This is a genomic window from Aeromonas sp. MR19 (assembly GCF_963899305.1).
Lineage (GTDB): Bacteria > Pseudomonadota > Gammaproteobacteria > Enterobacterales > Aeromonadaceae > Aeromonas > Aeromonas bestiarum.
On the sequence record NZ_CAWQWZ010000043.1, the window covers coordinates 203590 to 221112 of the forward strand.

General features: G+C 58.7%; 12 protein-coding genes and 1 tRNA gene. 4 read left to right on the forward strand and 9 right to left on the reverse strand.

Annotated features, from left to right (window positions below):
- Positions 1-33: 33 nt before the first annotated feature.
- The 4 genes from AACQ95_RS16815 to AACQ95_RS16830 form a co-directional block, all read right to left on the reverse strand.
- Positions 34-999, reverse strand: a complete 966-nt coding sequence (locus tag AACQ95_RS16815; RefSeq protein WP_241279126.1) for a tripartite tricarboxylate transporter substrate binding protein — start codon at positions 997-999, stop codon at positions 34-36.
- 224 nt (positions 1000-1223) lie between these two features.
- Positions 1224-2753, reverse strand: a complete 1530-nt coding sequence (locus tag AACQ95_RS16820) for a lytic transglycosylase F (RefSeq protein ID WP_241279127.1) — start codon at positions 2751-2753, stop codon at positions 1224-1226.
- A 216-nt stretch (positions 2754-2969) separates the two neighbouring features.
- Positions 2970-4655: an aspartate:alanine antiporter gene (locus AACQ95_RS16825; RefSeq protein WP_042869981.1), complete on the reverse strand. Its 1686-nt coding sequence runs from the start codon at positions 4653-4655 to the stop codon at positions 2970-2972.
- A 774-nt stretch (positions 4656-5429) separates the two neighbouring features.
- Positions 5430-5505, reverse strand: a tRNA-Asn gene (locus AACQ95_RS16830).
- Between the two features lie 133 nt (positions 5506-5638).
- Between AACQ95_RS16830 and uvrB the strand changes: the two genes are divergently transcribed.
- The 3 genes from uvrB (at position 5639) to AACQ95_RS16845 (ending at position 8734) form a co-directional block, all read left to right on the forward strand.
- Positions 5639-7651: an excinuclease ABC subunit UvrB gene (uvrB, locus tag AACQ95_RS16835; RefSeq protein WP_241279128.1), complete on the forward strand. Its 2013-nt coding sequence runs from the start codon at positions 5639-5641 to the stop codon at positions 7649-7651.
- Complete coding sequence (locus AACQ95_RS16840) at positions 7648-7905, forward strand: YkvA family protein (RefSeq protein WP_241279156.1); 258 nt, start codon at positions 7648-7650, stop codon at positions 7903-7905. Before uvrB ends, AACQ95_RS16840 begins: the two co-directional genes overlap by 4 nt.
- A 175-nt stretch (positions 7906-8080) precedes the next feature.
- Positions 8081-8734, forward strand: a complete 654-nt coding sequence (locus AACQ95_RS16845) for a DedA family protein (protein WP_241279129.1) — start codon at positions 8081-8083, stop codon at positions 8732-8734.
- Positions 8735-9001: 267 nt separating this feature from the next.
- On the opposite strand, the gene dsbB is transcribed toward AACQ95_RS16845, so the two are convergent.
- Both dsbB and nhaB read right to left on the reverse strand, forming a co-directional pair.
- On the reverse strand, positions 9002-9523 hold the full coding sequence (dsbB, locus tag AACQ95_RS16850; protein WP_241279130.1) for a disulfide bond formation protein DsbB: 522 nt from the start codon (positions 9521-9523) through the stop codon (positions 9002-9004).
- 85 nt (positions 9524-9608) lie between these two features.
- On the reverse strand, positions 9609-11189 hold the full coding sequence (gene nhaB / locus AACQ95_RS16855; RefSeq protein ID WP_241279131.1) for a sodium/proton antiporter NhaB: 1581 nt from the start codon (positions 11187-11189) through the stop codon (positions 9609-9611).
- Positions 11190-11522: 333 nt separating this feature from the next.
- On the opposite strand from nhaB, the gene fadR reads away from it, so the two are divergent.
- A complete protein-coding gene (gene fadR, locus AACQ95_RS16860; protein ID WP_042869993.1) occupies positions 11523-12236 on the forward strand; it encodes a fatty acid metabolism transcriptional regulator FadR in 714 nt (237 codons plus the stop codon).
- Between the two features lie 59 nt (positions 12237-12295).
- On the opposite strand, the gene AACQ95_RS16865 is transcribed toward fadR, so the two are convergent.
- The 3 genes from AACQ95_RS16865 to AACQ95_RS16875 are packed head-to-tail and all read right to left on the reverse strand — an operon-like array spanning position 12296 to position 17043.
- Positions 12296-13813, reverse strand: a complete 1518-nt coding sequence (locus AACQ95_RS16865; RefSeq protein WP_043139096.1) for a SpoVR family protein — start codon at positions 13811-13813, stop codon at positions 12296-12298.
- Between the two features lie 10 nt (positions 13814-13823).
- Positions 13824-15095 (reverse strand): YeaH/YhbH family protein, encoded by a 1272-nt coding sequence (locus AACQ95_RS16870; RefSeq protein WP_043139099.1) that lies wholly within the window; start codon positions 15093-15095, stop codon positions 13824-13826.
- A gap of 25 nt (positions 15096-15120) precedes the next feature.
- Positions 15121-17043, reverse strand: a complete 1923-nt coding sequence (locus AACQ95_RS16875; protein WP_042868375.1) for a PrkA family serine protein kinase — start codon at positions 17041-17043, stop codon at positions 15121-15123.
- Between the last annotated feature and the right edge of the window lie 480 nt (positions 17044-17523).

The following is a 17523-nucleotide window of genomic DNA, read 5'->3' on the forward strand; positions in this document are numbered from 1 at the left end:
TTGGGCGGGGCTGGCCCGCCACAGGTTGAGGGATCACTTGATGAAGCCGAGCTCGCGCATCAGGCCGCCAATCTGCTGCTCCTGCTGGTTGAGGAAGGCGGTGAACTCGGGACCGGCCTGGTAGAGATTGGTCCAGCTGTTGCGGGCCCGGACCGTTTCCCACTCCGGCTTGTCATACATCTGCTTGAGCAGGGCGGCGAATTCGGCGGATTTTTCGGCGCTGACGGCGGGGGAGGCAAAATAGCCGCGCCAGTTGGCAAAGACAGTCGGGTTGCCCTGCTCGCTGAAGGTGGGGATCTCGCTGGCATCCGGCATGCGCGTCGGGGCCGTCATGCCGAGGATCCGCATCTGGCCGGACTTGACCGCCTCCATCGCCTCGCCAAAGCCGGTGGAGAGCACCTGGGTTTCCCCTGACAGCACAGCCGCCATGGCGCTGCCGCCGGCGTCATAGGCCACGTAACGCAGCTTGCTGGCATCCGCCCCGGCATTCTTGAAGGTCATGGCCGCCACCAGGTGATCCAGGCTGCCACGGGCTGAGCCGCCGGCTATCTTCACCTTGGCGGGGTTGGCCTCATAGGCGGCCAGCAGCTGGGGCCAGTTCTGGTAGGGAGAGTCCAGCGGCACGGCCAGCGCCTGATAATCGGCGATGATGGCGGCGACCGGGGTGAGATCCCGGAAGGATTGGGGAAGCTCCTTGGAGAGGGATTTGACGATGATGGGGGTGGAGTTGACCATCAGCGTCTTGTCGGACTGGGCCGAGGTCTCGATCAGGTGGGCGATGGCCTTGGCGCCGCCGCCGGCCGAGATGTTCTGGTAGGAGGCGGTGGTGATGAGGCCGGACTTGGTCAGCGCCTCGCCGGTGCCGCGGGCCGTGTTGTCCCAGCCGCCGCCTGCACCGCCCGGAATGAGGAAGTGGATTTCGTCTATCTTGGCCTGGGCGCCGAGGCTGGCGCCCAGCAGGCAGCAGAGCAACGTGCGTTTGAGGGTTCCTTGCAACATGGTGTACTCCTTGTGATTGTTGCAAGAAGGTTAATTAATCATGTCTGGCTGGAAAACAATCTGGCCGTAATGGCTATTAAGGCTGTTGTGGTCATTGTGTTCATTCTGGTCACTATGGGGTGAGGGGCTTGGCCATGGCGGGCATGTGCGAACCCTGCCGCAGGGTAAAAACGCGCTAGGCTCCCCGCCTGAAAGCGGTGAGCCCAGCGGATGCCGGGTGTGGCTCATCCCTTTGATGGCGTGGCGGACACCTTGTCGTCGCGGCTTCCCTGCTGCTTGATGGCTTCGGTTGCCTGCTGCTTGAGCTGCAATTGTTCCATCACCAGCTTGTAGGCGATGTAGTACTTGTAGATGTTGCCCACGTAGGTCACGGTTTCGGGGCCTATCTTCTCCGCCGCCACGTACTCGACGTTGTGAAACCAGACGTTGGGATCCAGCCCCCGCTTCTTCGCCTCGGTGCGCAGCCGCGCCACCCGGGCGGGGCCGGCGTTGTAAGAGGCGAACGAGAACAGCGCCTTGTCGAGGGCCGTCATGGGTTCGTCCGCATAGTAGTGATCTATCATCCAGCGCATGTATTTGGCGCCGCCGTGGATGTTGGGCTCGATCTGGCGGATATCGCCCACCTTCAACCCCTTGCCGGTGGCGGGCATGATCTGCATGATGCCGATGGCGCCGACGTGGCTGCGCGCCTTCTGGTTGAGCGCCGACTCCTGATAACCCTGGGCTGCCATCAGCAGCCAGTCCACATCATAGCGATCGCCATACTGGCGAAACAGCTCCACCACCTGCAGGAATTTCTTGCGCTCGGCCTCGGCGGCGGCGCTCTTGACGAACTTGTTCTGCTTGAGATAACGGGCCAGGATGGCCTCTCCCGTCGCCTTGCCGCGCAGGGCGGCTATCTGCTCGTTGAGCATGGCGAGCAGCTGGGGGCTCTCCTTGCGCACCGCCCAGGCGATGATGCCTCCCTCCCGGAACACGGGGTCTTCATGGATGCGGATGGTGGGGAAGATCTTCTGCCAGAAGCGGGCCTTGTGCTCGTCCATGACGATGAAGGGCAGCAGGCCGGCGTTGACCATCTCCACCAGATCCTCATCTTCCAGCGCCTCCGGGGCCGGCTGGATATCGATGAGGGGTTCACCCGCCGCCTTGCGCGCCTGGTTGTAGGCGATCAGGCTCTCGAAGTAGCTCGAAGAGGGGCGCACGTAGAGGGTCTGGCCCCCCAGATCGGCGGCGCTCTCCACCTTGGGGGAGGCTGGCCCCGAGATCAGCAGCTCCCGCACGTTTTCCAGCAGGGGCGCGGTAAATTCCACCCCCTGCTTCTTGCGCTGATCCGTGATGGTGAGGTTGGCGGCGGCTATGTCACCCTTGCCCTCGACGAGGGACTTGAGCAGGGACTCCCTGGCTACCGGGATGAAGACGATGTGCAGCTTGAGGTGGCGCTTGAGGTTTTTTCCCTTGCGCAGCTGTTCGTTGAGCCGTTTCTCCAATTGCATGAAGGCGTCGTAGGTAACGCCTCTTTGCACCCCCTTGTTGATGAAGTAGCCGGTCTTGTTGTAGGTGGTCAGCACCCGCAGGGTGCGCCGCGCCAGCATGTCATCGAGGTCGCCGAGCATGGGGGTGGCCAGCTCTTCGGTACTGAATGCCAGCGAGGCTGGCTCGGGGTCGGCCTTCTCTGTGGGGGAGGCTTGCGGTGCAGTGGCGGCCTGAAGCGGGCCGCACAGCAGCCAGATCAGAAGGATCCATAACCGTATCATGACGATGCCCTCGTGTGTTTCATTGAGTGTAAGCGGCATGCAGCGGGCGCTTTAGCTCATTGGGTTTGATAAACGAGGGCGAATAGCACAATAGGCCCTATCGGATTGGCCGGGTCAGGAAGGGGGAGGCAGTGGTCGAGGCTGTGTGCGGGTGATGGGGGTGAAATGAAGAAGGGAGCCATAATGGCTCCCTTCTTGTTGCGGTGCGATACGGCGCTAGAACCAGAAGCCGATGATGAAGGAGCCTGCCAGGGTCAGCATGACGTTGGCCACCGCATAGGTGCCCGCATAGCCGAGCGCCGGGATGGAGCTGTTGGCCGCCTCGTTCACCACGTCCATGGCCGGGGCACAGGTGCGGGCGCCCGTGATGGCCCCCAGCAGCAGGGCCGGGTTCATTTTCAGCACCCAGACCCCGAACAGGTAGCCCACCAGCACCGGCAAGGTGGTCACCAGCATGCCGGAGAAGAGCACCACGGCACCGACCTGGCTCAGGTGATCCAGAATGCCGCCGCCCGCCTTGAGGCCTGTGCTTACCATGAAGACGGCGAGGCCCAGATCCTTGGCCAGACGCAGGGCGCCCGGTGGCACATAGCCGACCGTGGGGTGGTTGGCTCTCAGGTAGCCCATCAGGATCCCCGCCAGCAGCAGGCCGACGGCGTTGCCCAGACCAAATTCGAGCTGGCCGAACACCAGGGAGACAGAGCCTATCAGCAGGCCCAGCACGAAGAAGGTGGTGAAGGCCACCAGATCCGTGGTCTGGCTGTGGATGCTGATGAAGCCTATCTTGTTGGCCAGCAGCTTGACCCGCTGCTTCTCGCCGCTGATCTGCAGCACATCGCCCTTTTGCAGCATGATGTTGCGATCGAACGGCATCTCTATCTGGGAGCGTACCACCCGGTTGAGGAAGCAGCCCTTCTCGGTGAGGTTGAGCTCCACCAGATGGCGGCCCACTACGGCATCGTTCTTCACCACTATCTCTTCGGTGACTATCTGCAGGTCAAGCAGGTTGCGGTCGAACACCTCCTTGCCGTTGCGATAGTTGACGTCGAGCTTCTCGTGGCTCTCGGGATAACCCACCAGGGCGATCTCGTCCCCCTCCTGGATGACGGCGTCGCCATCCGGGCTCGCCAGTATGCCGTTGCGGCGGATCCGCTCCACATAGCAACCTGTGTGGGGATAGATGCCGGTCTCGCGCAGGGTGCGTCCCCCGATCCAGGCCGCGAGCTCCGGGCCGACCCGGTAGGCGCGGATGATGGGCAGATAGGTCTTGCGGCTCTCGCTGTCGGACAGCCCCCGCTCGCGGGCTATCTTCTGGGCCTCTGTGTTGAGGTCAAGTCGTGCCAGGGAGGGGAGGTAGCGCACCACCAGCATCAGCCCCACCAGACCCACCAGGTAGGTCAGGGCATAGCCGATCCCCATGTTGTCGAGCACGGGTTGCATGTCGGTACCATGGGGCAGGTTGAGCAGGCCGCTGCGCAGGGCATCCTGGGCCCCCACCAAGGCCGGGGTCGAGGTCAGCGAACCGGCCAATATGCCGGCGGCCATGCCTGGTCCCAGGTTGAAGAACTTGGCCAGCCCCACAGTCAACAGCAGCGCCGTCAGCAGGATCACCAGGGTGAGGGTGATGTAGTGGATGCCGTCGCGCAGGAAGACGCTGAAGAAGTGCGGTCCTGCCTCTATGCCCACGCAGAAGATGAACAGCATGAAGCCGACGTTCTCCGTGGTGGCGGTGAACTCGAAGCCCATCTGGCCGAACAGCAGGGCGGTAAACAGCACGCCTATGGTGTTGCCAATCTGGAAATTGCCGAGTTTGACTTTGCCCAGCAGCAGGCCGAAGGCCAGTACCACGAACAGCAGCAGGGAGTCGCTTTGATGTAGCAGTGTCACGAAATCTATGGTCATGCCCGGAAAAACCGAGGAAAAAAGTGGGGCCGATATTGTGCCGGATCCCTCACCAATAAAGAAGCGTCAAAGGAGGATTAATCGGCAGTAAAGCGTTCCGCTGCCGCCATGGTCGAGGGAAACCTCGGGGCTGGCAGGAAAATAACCTCTATTTCCCTCTGTCTGCCCCGCTGTCAATGAGTGATTCCTGCTATCTGTGATCCCGGCCCGTGCACCCAGCTTGAAAATTTATTCCCTGCTGTTTGGCGGCCAGGTTTGGCGTTTTTTCAGCATATCTGACTGGGGGCGATGGACCGCAATGGAAACGGGTATTGGGGGACCGGATAGGGGGTGACCCATGGCGTACGGGATGGCGAAAAGATATCTGGGAAAAGTATCTGATCGCTGGCCTGTCGACCCATTCGGGGGGGAGCTCAAAAACAGCAGAAAATGGGGGCGGCAAGGAAAATCGGCTCTCGCTGGCGGCGATGGCCTGCGAGGCTAGGCCGCGACTGGCTTTGGCTGACTTACCCACAGAATCTGTGGATAACCCTGTGCGTGAAACTTGGCGATCAGCCTGCAGGCCGCGCCAATACTGGGGCGCAAGGGCTGTTCAAAAAATACCGGTAAAAAAATGTTTCTATAAAAATCAAATAGTTAGGCGTGACAGAACAAAACGCTGTCGGGGCGGGAGAGGGAGCAATGAGAGGTTGTCACCGCAGGGCGCGGCTTGTGCATTAAAATTGGCAGAGGAAAGCACTAAAGTGGATAACTTGCACCGAGATGGTGAGGAATTGGCTCCCCCGACTGGACTTGAACCAGTGACATACGGATTAACAGTCCGCCGTTCTACCGACTGAACTACGGGGGAACATCAGGCAAGGAGGGGCACTATACAGAGCTCGCTTTTCGAGGTCAATAGCCGCTTGGGCAGGAGAGTGGATACCCAGGCCACCCCAACTCGGAGTACACTTCTGCCTTGCCGTTTTTTGCCGGGAGTCGTCATGAGCAAGTTATTCCAGTTGGCCAGCCAGTTTGAACCCGCGGGCGATCAGCCAGAGGCGATCGCCCGCCTGCTCGATGGCATAGAGTCCGGCCTCGCCCACCAGACCCTGCTCGGGGTGACTGGCTCGGGCAAGACCTTCACCATGGCCAACGTGATCGCGACCCTGAACCGTCCCACCATGATACTGGCCCCCAACAAGACGCTGGCGGCCCAGCTCTATGGCGAGATGAAGGAGTTCTTCCCCGACAACTCGGTGGAGTATTTCGTCTCCTACTACGACTACTACCAGCCCGAGGCCTATGTGCCGACCACGGACACCTTCATCGAGAAGGATGCCTCCATCAACGATCACATAGAACAGATGCGGCTGTCGGCCACCAAGGCCCTGCTGGAGCGGCGGGACGTGATCATAGTCGCCTCCGTGTCGGCCATCTACGGTCTGGGGGATCCCCAAGCCTATCTCAGCATGATGCTGCACCTCAAAGTCGGGGACCTGATCAACCAGCGGGACATACTGCGCCGCCTCGCCGAGCTGCAATACACCCGCAACGACATGGCGTTTCAGCGCGGCACCTTCCGGGTGCGGGGGGAGGTGATCGACATCTATCCCGCCGAATCGGACAAGCTGGCGTTGCGGGTGGAGCTGTTTGACGAGGAGGTGGAGCGGCTCTCCCAGTTCGATCCCCTGACCGGTGCCATCGAGCAGACGGTGGTGCGCTACACCATCTACCCCAAGACCCACTACGCCACCCCGCGCGAGACCATACTGGGCGCCATCGAACACATCAAGGAGGAGTTGCGGAGCCGCCGGGAGCAACTGTTGTCGCTCAACAAGCTGGTGGAAGAGCAGCGCATCAGCCAGCGCACCCAGTTCGACATGGAGATGATGCAGGAGCTCGGTTACTGCTCCGGCATCGAGAACTACAGCCGCTATCTCTCGGGCCGGGCGCCGGGGGAGCCGCCGCCCACCCTGTTTGACTACCTGCCGGGGGATGGCCTGCTCATCATCGACGAGTCTCACGTTACCGTGCCGCAGATAGGCGCCATGTTCAAAGGGGACAGGTCCCGCAAGGAGACCCTGGTGGAGTACGGTTTCCGGCTGCCCTCGGCACTCGACAACCGGCCGCTGAAGTTTGATGAATTCGAGGCCCTGATGCCGCAGACGGTGTTTGTCTCGGCGACCCCTGGCCCTTACGAGCTGGACAAGTCCGGTGGCGACTTGGTGCAGCAGGTGGTGCGTCCCACCGGCTTGCTCGATCCCGAGATCGAGGTGCGGCCTGTTACCACCCAGGTGGACGATCTGCTCTCCGAGATCCGGCTGCGGGTCGCGGTGGAGGAGCGGGTGCTGGTGACCACGCTCACCAAACGGATGTCGGAGGACTTGACCGAGTATCTGGCGGATCACGACGTGCGGGTGCGTTATTTGCACTCCGACATCGACACCGTCGAGCGGGTGGAGATCATCCGCGATCTGCGCCTCGGCAAGTTCGACGTGCTGGTGGGCATCAACCTGTTGCGCGAAGGGCTAGACATGCCGGAGGTCTCCCTGGTGGCTATTTTGGATGCGGACAAGGAGGGCTTCCTGCGCTCCACCCGCTCGCTGATCCAGACCATCGGCCGCGCCGCCCGCAACCTCAACGGCAAGGTCATTCTCTATGGGGATACCATCACCAATTCCATGAGGGTGGCCATCGAGGAGACGGAGCGCCGCCGCGCCCTGCAGCATGCCCACAACCTCGAACACGGCATTACCCCCAAGGGGCTCAACAAGTCGGTGGGGGACGTGATGGACATGGGGGGCAGCCGCAGCGCGGGCAAGGCGGGCAGGGGCGGTCGCAAGGCTGCCGAGCCGCAGGGGGAATACCATGCCCGCTCCGCCAGCGAGATCGCCAAAGAGATCAAGCGGATGGAAGAGCAGATGTTCCAGCATGCGCGGGATCTGGAGTTCGAACAGGCGGCCGCGTTGCGAGACCAGATCCAGCGGCTGCGCCACGAGTTGATCGAAAGCTGATGGGCAAACGCTGGCTCATCTGGCGGCGCGTGCGTCGCCTCTATCTGGGCTTTCGCCATCCGGCCACCCCCTGGTGGGCCAAGGGGCTGGTGATCCTCATTTTGCTCTATGGCATCAGCCCGGTGGATCTTATCCCCGATGTGGTGCCCCTGCTCGGCTGGCTCGATGATGTGACTCTACTGCTGGTGTTGCTGTGGGGCTGGGAGAAATGCCTGCCTGAACACGTCAGGCTGACGCTGGATAAACGAAACTGAATCAGTTCCCCTCTTAATCAGGGGTGAACAGGAGCCGGTTTTTTATCTTTTTCAGGTAAAAAAGGGAATCGATTGGATTTCGTTTTCCACTGATTAAAAAGAGCATAATAGGGAGATTGTGACCCTGGATGCATTGGCGTAGACTCCACGCCGTTCACTTTATGAGTATGAAAAAATGGATCTGATCCTGTTTGCAATCGACTTTATCCTGCACGTCGACGTGCATTTGAAAGAGCTGTTCGAAAACTATGGTGTCTGGGTTTACGCCATCCTGTTTCTGATCATCTTCTGTGAAACCGGGCTGGTAGTGACACCCTTCCTGCCGGGTGACTCCCTGCTGTTTGCGGCCGGAGCCCTCACCGTCGGCAGCGTGCTGGACGTGCATACCCTGGCTGGGCTGCTGATCGTGGCCGCCGTGCTCGGCAACGTGGTCAACTACACCATAGGTCACTTCTTCGGGGAGCAGCTGTTCCGCAATCCGGACTCCAAGATCTTCCGTCGGGACTATCTGGACAAGACTCATGCCTTCTATGCGCGTCATGGCGGCAAGACCATCATCATCACCCGCTTCCTGCCGATCGTGCGTACCTTTGCCCCCTTCGTAGCGGGCATGGGCGCCATGACCTACCCGCGCTTCCTGGTGTTCAACCTGGTGGGCGGCCTGTTGTGGGTGCTCTCGTTCGTCTACGCCGGCCACTTCTTTGGCAATCTGCCTGTGGTGCGTCAGAACTTTACGCTGCTCATCTTCGGCATCATCGGCATCTCGCTGCTGCCCATGGTGATCGGCATGGTGAAGGCCAGGATGAACGCCAGCAAGGCGGCATCCTGATCCACATCGTGTATGGGTGATAGATCAGCATGAGAAAAAGGGGAGCCAGTGGCTCCCCTTTTTATATGGTATTGGCAGCCTCAGCTGCAGCAGCGACTCTTGACCAGATTGCCGATGGCCACTACCGCATAGATCCGCGTGCAGGCGGCTAAGCTGGCTACGGCATGGTGAGTACGTGTTGGAAGCGGATGAGCGCTGGGTCTGGTGATGGATAATGATTGAAAAAATGGGAGCCAATGGCTCCCATTTTTAATGACACAGTCTGGTTTAGCTGCAGCAGCGACCCTTGACCAGGTTGCCGATGATTACCACCACGAAGACCAGCAGGTAGGCGGCGAAGATGGCCACCAACCACTGAGGCATGGAGAAGCTCAGGAACTGCCAGCTGATCTCGCTGCAATCCCCATCCGGGAAGAACAGCCAGGGGACCCACTGATCGAGGGGGGCCCAGCTCGGGAAGTCGGCAAAGGGGCTGCAGACGTTGAATGGGGAGGGGTTCATCTGATAATCCACATGCTTGAGCGCCAGCTGGAGGCCGCGGAAGGCACTGTAGCCCCACAGCAGCAGGGCGCTCCAGCGCACATACCACTTCTGCGGTGCCACCATGCCGAGCAGGCCTGCCGATATGACCCCCAGCGTGGCGATCCGCTCATAGACACACATGACACAGGGATGCAGGCCCAGCACGTGCTGGAAGAAGAGGGCGCTCAACTCGAGGAACAGGGCGGAGGCGGCAAGCAGGCCCCATGCCAGCCGATGGGCGGCGATACGTCGCAGAAACTCAATCATCTGGTTGATCTCACAGAAAAAACAGTGGCTGAATTAGAGCAGAGCAGGGGCTAAAAAGAAAGGGCCCAGGCGGGCCCTTATGGGATCAGTGCAGCGCCGGCAGCACCGCAGGCGTGACCTTGTCGAGCACCAGCCAACCGGCCTGATAGAACCACTCGGTCACCGGGCCGAGCAGCATCTCCACCGAGACGAAACCCACCAGCCCCAGCACCAGGGTATAGGGCAGCGCCATCCATACCATGCGGCCATAGGAGAGGCGCAACAAGGGAGCCAGTGCCGAGGTCAGCATGAACAGGAAGGCGGCCTGGCCGTTGGGGGTGGCGACTGACGGCAGGTTGGTGCCGGTATTGATGGCGACGGCCAGCAGATCGAACTGTTCACGGCTGATGGCGTTGTTGAGCAGGGCCGTCTTCACCTCATTGATGTAGACGGTGCCGACGAAGACGTTGTCGCTGACCATGGAGAGCAGGCCGTTGGCCAGATAGAAGAGGGCGAGTTGATCGTCCGGCTCGGCTGCCAGCACCCACTGGATCACGGGTTTGAACAGCTGCTGATCTATGATGACGGCCACCACGCTGAAGAAGACGGCGAGCAGGGCGGTGAAGGGCAGGGCCTCTTGGAATGCCTTGCCGAGCGAATGCTCCTCCGTGATGCCGGTCAGTGAGGTCGCCAGTACTATGACAGACAACCCGATCAGCCCGACGGCCGCCAGGTGCATGGCCAGCCCCGTGATCAGCCAGAGGGCGATCAGCGCCTGTACGATCAGCTTGGCCTTGTCTTGTGGGGAGCGCTCGGCCTCTTCGTAGCGGTTGTAATCTTCCATGATGCGTCGCACCGCATCCGGCAACTGGGCGCCATAGCCAAACCAGCGGCACTTCTCGACCAGGATGCAGGTGAGCAGGCCGCAGAAAAACACGGGGACTGTGACCGGTGACATGCGGATGGCAAATTCACCAAAATGCCAGCCAGCCTGTTCACCAATAATCAGGTTTTGCGGCTCTCCCACCAGGGTACAGACACCGCCGAGGGCCGTCCCTATGGCGGCGTGCATCATCAGGCTGCGCAGGAAGGCACGGAAATCGTCCAGATGCTGGCGATTGAGTTCGTTGACGGAATTGTCATTGGTGTAGTCGTGTGAATTGCCGAAATCCTTGCCGGAGGAGACCTTGTGGTAGATGGCGTAGAAGCCCGTCGCGACGCTGATCACCACGGCGATCACGGTCAAGGCGTCGAGGAAGGCAGACAGGAAGGCCGATACCAGGCAAAACGCCAGAGAGAGCAGGGTCTTGGAGTGGATCCGGATCAGCAGCTTGGTAAACACGTAGAGCAGCAACTGCTTCATGAAGTAGATGCCGGCCACCATGAACACCAGCAGCAGCAGCACCTCTATGTTGGCCACCAGCTCATGCTTGACCTGCTCTGCCGAGGTCATGCCGATCAGCACGGCCTCGATGGCCAGCAAGCCACCGGGTTGCAGCGGATAGCACTTGAGCGCCATAGCCAGGGTGAAGATGAATTCAACCACCAGCAGCCAGCCGGCGGCGAAAGGGTCGAGATGGAAGGCGATCGGGTTGATCAGCAGAAATAGCAGAATGGCGGCCTTGTACCACTGGGGCGCATTGCCCAGGAAGTTCCTGGCAAAGGCTTGTCCTAAGCTGATTGGCATAATAATGGATCTCTGTTTTGTTGTGGGTATCTGCGTCTATGCAGTCAAGACAGGCTCGACCAGAACATCCGGATGTTGTCCCTTATCAGATTGATTCCTCATGATTTTAATCAAAAATGGCTTTAACTATAAATAACATAGTGACCCTTGCCCAAGAGAATGTCCGTTTTATCGCCAGACGGCGGGGTTGGCTGGCACCCATGGCGGAATTACATACATTTATTTAACAAAATAGCCTGCTTATGTGAGCAGAGGACTGACCTTCTGCTTGCCAGCCCTCTCTGCTTTGCTATTATTCGTGGGCCTTTTTACGTACTACAACAGAGTCACTACATGGTCATAAAAGCGCAGAGCCCTGCAGGGTTTGCCGAGGAATACATCATCGAGTCCATCTGGAACAATCGCTTTCCTCCAGGATCCATATTGCCGGCCGAGCGCGAGCTGTCCGAGCTGATCGGGGTGACTCGTACTACCTTGCGCGAAGTGCTGCAGCGTCTGGCCCGCGATGGCTGGCTCACCATCCAGCATGGCAAACCGACCAAGGTGAACAATTTCTGGGAGACCTCGGGTCTCAACATCCTGGAAACTTTGGCCCGTCTGGATCAGGACAAGGTACCGGATCTGGTGGCCCAGCTGCTGTCGGCTCGCACCAATATCTGCACCATCTTCATCCGTGGCGCGATCCGCAACAACCCTGAGCAAGCCGCCGAGATACTGCGTGGCGCCAATGCGGTGGACAGCACTCCGGAAGCGTATGCGGAGTTTGATTACCGTCTGCATCACCAGCTTTCCTTTGCCTCCGGCAACCCCATCTACGCCCTGATCCTCAATGGCTTCAAGGGGCTCTATAGTCGGGTTGGACGTTACTACTTCTCTGACAAGCAGGCTCGTGAAACGGCGGATGCCTATTACAAGACCTTGCTGGGTCTGGCCGAGACCAAGAATCACGAAGCCGTGTTCATGACGGTACGCCAGTACGGGATAGAGTCCGGCAAGCTGTGGACCCGCCTGCGTCAGGACATGCCGAGCAATCTGTGCGATAACTGATTGCTGATGCAAAGAAAAACGCGCCTTCTGGCGCGTTTTTTATATGGCTGAAAGTGGCCTCAGGCCGGTTTCTTCTCCGGACAGCGGCCTATGATGTCGGCGGGCAGGTCGCCGTTATCCTGCTCCAGCACCACATCGAATCCCCATAGCTGATGCAGATGCCTGAGCACCTCGTGGCGGGAGTCCCCCAGCGGGATCCGGTTGTGCGGCACATAGCGCAGGGTCAGCGAACGATCGCCCTTCACCGCCACGTTGTAGACCTGAATGTTGGGCTCCAGATTGCTCAAGTTGTACTGGGCCGACAGGGTATTTCGCACCAGCCGATAACCCTCCTCGTTGTGGATGGCGGAGACCTTGAGGTAGTTCTTCAGATCGTCATCGTCGATGGCGAACAGCTTCATCTCCCGCATCACCTTGGGACTCAGGAACTGACTGATGAAGCTCTCGTCCTTGAAGTTCTGCATGGCGAAATGCAGGGTATCTACCCAGTTGGTGCCGGCGTAATCGGGGAACCAGTATCTGTCCTCCTCGGTCGGGTTCTCGCAGATGCGGCGCAGATCGGTGAACATGGCGAAACCGAGTGCGTAGGGGTTGATCCCCGAGTAGTAGCGGCTGTTGTAAGGGGGCTGGTACACCACGTTGGTGTGGCTGTGCAGCACCTCTATCATGAAGCGATCGCTGATCTTGCCCTCGTCATACAGGTGGTTGAGGATGGTGTAGTGCCAGAAGGTGGCCCAGCCTTCGTTCATCACCTGAGTCTGTTTTTGCGGGTAGAAGTACTGGCTGATCTTGCGAACTATGCGCACTATCTCGCGCTGCCAGGGCTCAAGCAGAGGGGCATTCTTCTCGATGAAGTAGAGGATGTTCTCCTGCGGCTCGGCCGGATAGCGTCTGTCTTCAACCCCCAAGGCTTTGTGCTGCTTGGGCAGGGTGCGCCACAGTTCGTTGACCTGGGTCTGCAGGTAGTCTTCCCGCGCCTTCTGGCGACGCTTCTCCTCCGCCAGCGAGATCTTCTGCGGCCTCTTGTAACGGTCCACGCCGAAGTTCATCAGCGCATGGCAGGAGTCGAGCAGCTTCTCCACCGCATCTATGCCGTGTTTCTCTTCGCATTCGGTGATGTAGTTCTTGGCGAACAGCAGGTAGTCGATGATGGAGGAGGCGTCGGTCCAGGTCTTGAACAGATAGTTGTTCTTGAAGAAGGAGTTGTGGCCATAGCAGGCGTGCGCCATCACCAGCGCCTGCATCGGCATCGTATTCTCCTCCATCAGGTAGGCGATGCAGGGATCCGAGTTGATGACGATCTCATAGGCCAGCCCCATCTGGCCGCGCTTGTAGTTGCGCTCGGTGTGGATGAAGCGTTTGCCAAATGACCAGTGCTGGTAGCCGATGGGCATGCCGACGCTGGAGTAGGCATCCATCATCTGCTCTGCCGTGATCACTTCGATCTGGTTGGGGTAGGTATCCAGTCGATAAAACCTGGCGACCCGGGCGATCTCCTGATGATAAGTTTCCAGCAGATCGAAGTTCCAGTCCGGGCCATCGTCCAGTGGCGGTACTTTTCTTGCGGTTTCTACCATATGGCCTCCCTCACGCCGCTTGCTTCTTGAACAGCTCCCGGAATACCGGATAAATATCCTCGACCTTGCGAATGTGCTCCATCGCGAAGTGGGGGAACTGGCTGGCCACCGACTCATACTCGTGCCACAGGGTCTGGTGGGCGCGGGTGGTGATCTCGATGTAGGAGTAGTACCGCACCCGCGGCATTATGTCCCGCGTCAGGATCTCCCGGCATTGCGGTGAATCATCGGCCCAGTTGTCACCATCCGAGGCTTGCGCCGCGTAGATGTTCCATTGATGGGCGGGGTAACGCTCGTTGATGATGTCGTTCATCATCTTGAGCGCGCTGGAGACTATGGTGCCGCCCGTTTCCTGGGAGTAGAAAAACTCGTGTTCGTCCACTTCCTTGGCCTGGGTGTGGTGGCGAATGTAGACCACTTCCACGTTCTTGTAGGTCCGGCTCAGGAACAGATAGAGCAGGATATAGAAGCGCTTGGCCATCTCCTTGGTGGCCTGATCCATGGAGCCCGACACGTCCATCAGGCAGAACATCACCGCCTGGCTGGAAGGCACGGGCCGTTTGACGAAGTTGTTGAATTTGAGATCGAAGGTGTCGATGAAGGGCACGGCTGCGATCCGCCGTTTCAGTTCTCTGATCTCCTTCTCAAGCAGGGCAATTTCGGCAAAGTGTTCGTTGGGATCGGCTGCCAGCAGGGTCAGCCGCTCTTCCAGCTCATGGAGCTGGCGTTTCTTGCCCGACTGCAGCGCCATGCGCCGGGCCAATGAGTTTTGCAGCGAGCGCACCACGTTGATATTGGCGGGCACCCCGTTGGAGGTGTAGCCCGCCCGGTAGGTTTTCACTTCCATCAGCTGGTTGAGCTGGGTTTTCTGCAGGCGTGGCAGCTCCAGGTCTTCAAACAGCAGGTCCAGATACTCATCCTTGGAGATCTGGAACACGAAATCGTCAGCACCTTCCCCCTGATTGGATGCCTGGCCTTCGCCCGATCCCTGGCCTGCGCCCCCTCCCTTGGGGCGGTCAATCTTGTCACCAGAGACGAATTGATCATTGCCGGGATGCACCATCTCCCGTTTACCGCCTTGCCCCTGATGGAAATGGGGTTCGCCGATATCCTTGGTCGGGATGCTGATGCTCTCGCCCTTGTCTACGTCCTGAATGCTGCGCTTGGAGACAGCATCCGAGACCGCTTGTTTGATCTGCTTCTTGTAGCGGCGGATGAAGCGCTGCCGATTGACAGCGCTTTTGTTTTTGCCGTTGAGCCTGCGGTCGATAAAATGCGCCATAACTCCCCCTTGAACCACGGCAGGGTCAGGATGACTTGCGTACCCTGAGATACCATTCGGAGAGCAGTCGCACCTGTTTGCGGGTGTAGCCTTTCTCCATCATCCGTTCGACAAAGTTATCGTGCTTCTTCTGCTCCTCGGCCGAGGTTTTGCTGTTGAAGGAGATAACCGGCAGCAGCTCTTCCGTGTTGGAGAACATCTTCTTCTCGATCACGGTGCGCAGCTTCTCGTAACTGGTCCAGTTGGGGTTACGGCCTGCATTGTTGGCTCGGGCCCGCAGCACGAAGTTGACGATTTCGTTGCGAAAATCCTTCGGATTGCTGATCCCGGCGGGTTTCTCAATCTTCTCCAGCTCGCTGTTGAGCGATGCCCTGTCAAACAGCTGACCGGTTTCCGGGTCACGGTACTCCTGATCCTGGATCCAGAAGTCGGCATAGGTGACGTAGCGATCGAAGATGTTCTGGCCGTACTCCGAATAGGATTCGAGGTAAGCGGTCTGGATCTCCTTGCCGATGAACTCCACATAGCGCGGGGTCAGATAGCCCTTGATGAACTCGAGATAGCGATCATGCAGCTCCTGCGGGAACTGCTCACGTTCAATCTGCTGCTCCAGCACGTAGAAGAGATGCACCGGGTTGGCCGCTACTTCCGCGTGGTCGAAGTTGAAGACGCGGGAGAGGATCTTGAACGCGAAGCGAGTCGACAGACCATTCATCCCTTCATCCACACCGGCATAGTCGCGATACTCCTGATAGCTCTTCGCCTTGGGATCCGTGTCTTTCAGGCTCTCGCCATCGTAGACCCGCATCTTGGAGTAGAGGCTGGAGTTTTCCGGCTCTTTCAGTCGGGAAAGGACGGAGAACTGACCCAGCAGCTCCAGAGTGCCGGGCGCGCACTTGGCGTCGGTCAACTCACTGTTGATCAGCAGTTTTTCGTAGATCTTTACCTCTTCCGAGACACGCAGGCAGTAGGGCACCTTGACGATGTAGACACGGTCGAGGAAGGCCTCGTTGTTCTTGTTGTTGCGGAACTGCTGCCACTCGGATTCGTTGGAGTGAGCCAGCAGAATGCCGTCGAAGGGAAGGGCGGAAAGCCCCTCTGTGCCGTTGTAGTTCCCCTCCTGGGTCGCGGTCAGCAGCGGGTGCAGCACCTTGATGGGTGCCTTGAACATCTCCACGAACTCCATGATCCCCTGGTTCGCCTTGCACAGCGCCCCCGAGTAGGAGTAGGCATCGGCATCATCCTGGGCAAAATGCTCCAGCATGCGGATGTCGACCTTGCCGACCAGAGAGGAGATATCCTGGTTGTTGTCATCGCCGGGTTCTGTTTTGGCGATGGCAATCTGATCGAGGATGGAGGGGTTGACCTTCTCTACCTTGAACTTGGAGATGTCGCCACCAAACTCGTGCAGTCGCTTGGCCACCCAGGGTGACATGATGGGGCGCAGGTAGCGGCGCGGGATGCCGTACTCTTTTTCCAGCAGCTCACCATCTTCTTCGATGTCGAACAGACAGAAGGGGTGATCGTTGACCGGTGAGCCCTTGATGCGATAGACAGGCACTTTCTGCATCAGAGACTTGAGTTTTTCAGCCAGAGAGGATTTGCCGCCGCCAACCGGCCCCAGCAGATAGAGGATCTGCTTCTTCTCTTCCAGCCCTTGAGCCGAGTGCTTGAGGTAGGAGACGATCTGTTCGATGGCCTCTTCCATGCCGTAGAAATCTTTGAAGGCGGGATAGCGTGCGACGACGCGGTTGGAAAAAAGGCGACTGAGTCTGGGATTGACCGAGGTGTCGATCATTTCCGGCTCGCCGATGGCGACCAGCAAGCGCTCGGCAGCGGAGGCATAGCAGGCTTTGTCCTGCTTACACATATCCAGAAACTCCTGGATGCTGTACTCCTCTTCCCTGGCTTTCTCGTATCGCTGTTGATAATGCTCGAAGATGCCCATAACTTTGCCCTCGTTATAGTCGCTTACCCTGAAAAGAGTGGATCACTACTTTTGTTCTGTTTACCTCATTAAGCCTAGTCAACAGCCCCCAGTAATCCATCACCATCTATTGGTTTAAATTTGCAAGGGTACTTCCCGATCCTGATGCGGGAAGGCGCAATCAGTGACACACCTATGTTACTGACTGTTAAATTATTTTTGCCACGATAGTGAGGTAAATGTCAAAGACATAAAAAATAAATGTTTGCCAGAAAATGGAAAGAAGATCGAATTTATCGGGTCATCTGGCTGCAGCCTAGACGGGGCAAGGGGAGGGGGAATGGGAAGAGGGAAGTACGTTACGTTTACGTCAGCGTAATGCTGTCTGTTTGGTGCTTTGGCTCTAATTTTTACATTGACGCTACATTGCGGCTGCTCTAGATTGGCCCTGTGTCAGGCAGTCAGCGCTTTAGCAAGAGAGTGGTTGGCTGCTGGATACAA

Bases quoted from the DNA above. Each gene is read 5' to 3' on its own strand.
- AACQ95_RS16870 (WP_043139099.1), bottom strand. From the start codon at position 15,095: ATGGCGCATTTTATCGACCGCAGGCTCAACGGCAAAAACAAAAGCGCT.
- dsbB (WP_241279130.1), bottom strand. From the start codon at position 9,523: ATGATTGAGTTTCTGCGACGTATCGCCGCCCATCGGCTGGCATGGGGC.
- AACQ95_RS16825 (WP_042869981.1), bottom strand. From the start codon at position 4,655: ATGACCATAGATTTCGTGACACTGCTACATCAAAGCGACTCCCTGCTG.
- AACQ95_RS16865 (WP_043139096.1), bottom strand. From the start codon at position 13,813: ATGGTAGAAACCGCAAGAAAAGTACCGCCACTGGACGATGGCCCGGAC.
- AACQ95_RS16845 (WP_241279129.1), top strand. From the start codon at position 8,081: ATGGATCTGATCCTGTTTGCAATCGACTTTATCCTGCACGTCGACGTG.
- nhaB (WP_241279131.1), bottom strand. From the start codon at position 11,189: ATGCCAATCAGCTTAGGACAAGCCTTTGCCAGGAACTTCCTGGGCAAT.
- fadR (WP_042869993.1), top strand. From the start codon at position 11,523: ATGGTCATAAAAGCGCAGAGCCCTGCAGGGTTTGCCGAGGAATACATC.
- uvrB (WP_241279128.1), top strand. From the start codon at position 5,639: ATGAGCAAGTTATTCCAGTTGGCCAGCCAGTTTGAACCCGCGGGCGAT.
- AACQ95_RS16815 (WP_241279126.1), bottom strand. From the start codon at position 999: ATGTTGCAAGGAACCCTCAAACGCACGTTGCTCTGCTGCCTGCTGGGC.
- AACQ95_RS16875 (WP_042868375.1), bottom strand. From the start codon at position 17,043: ATGGGCATCTTCGAGCATTATCAACAGCGATACGAGAAAGCCAGGGAA.
- AACQ95_RS16820 (WP_241279127.1), bottom strand. From the start codon at position 2,753: ATGATACGGTTATGGATCCTTCTGATCTGGCTGCTGTGCGGCCCGCTT.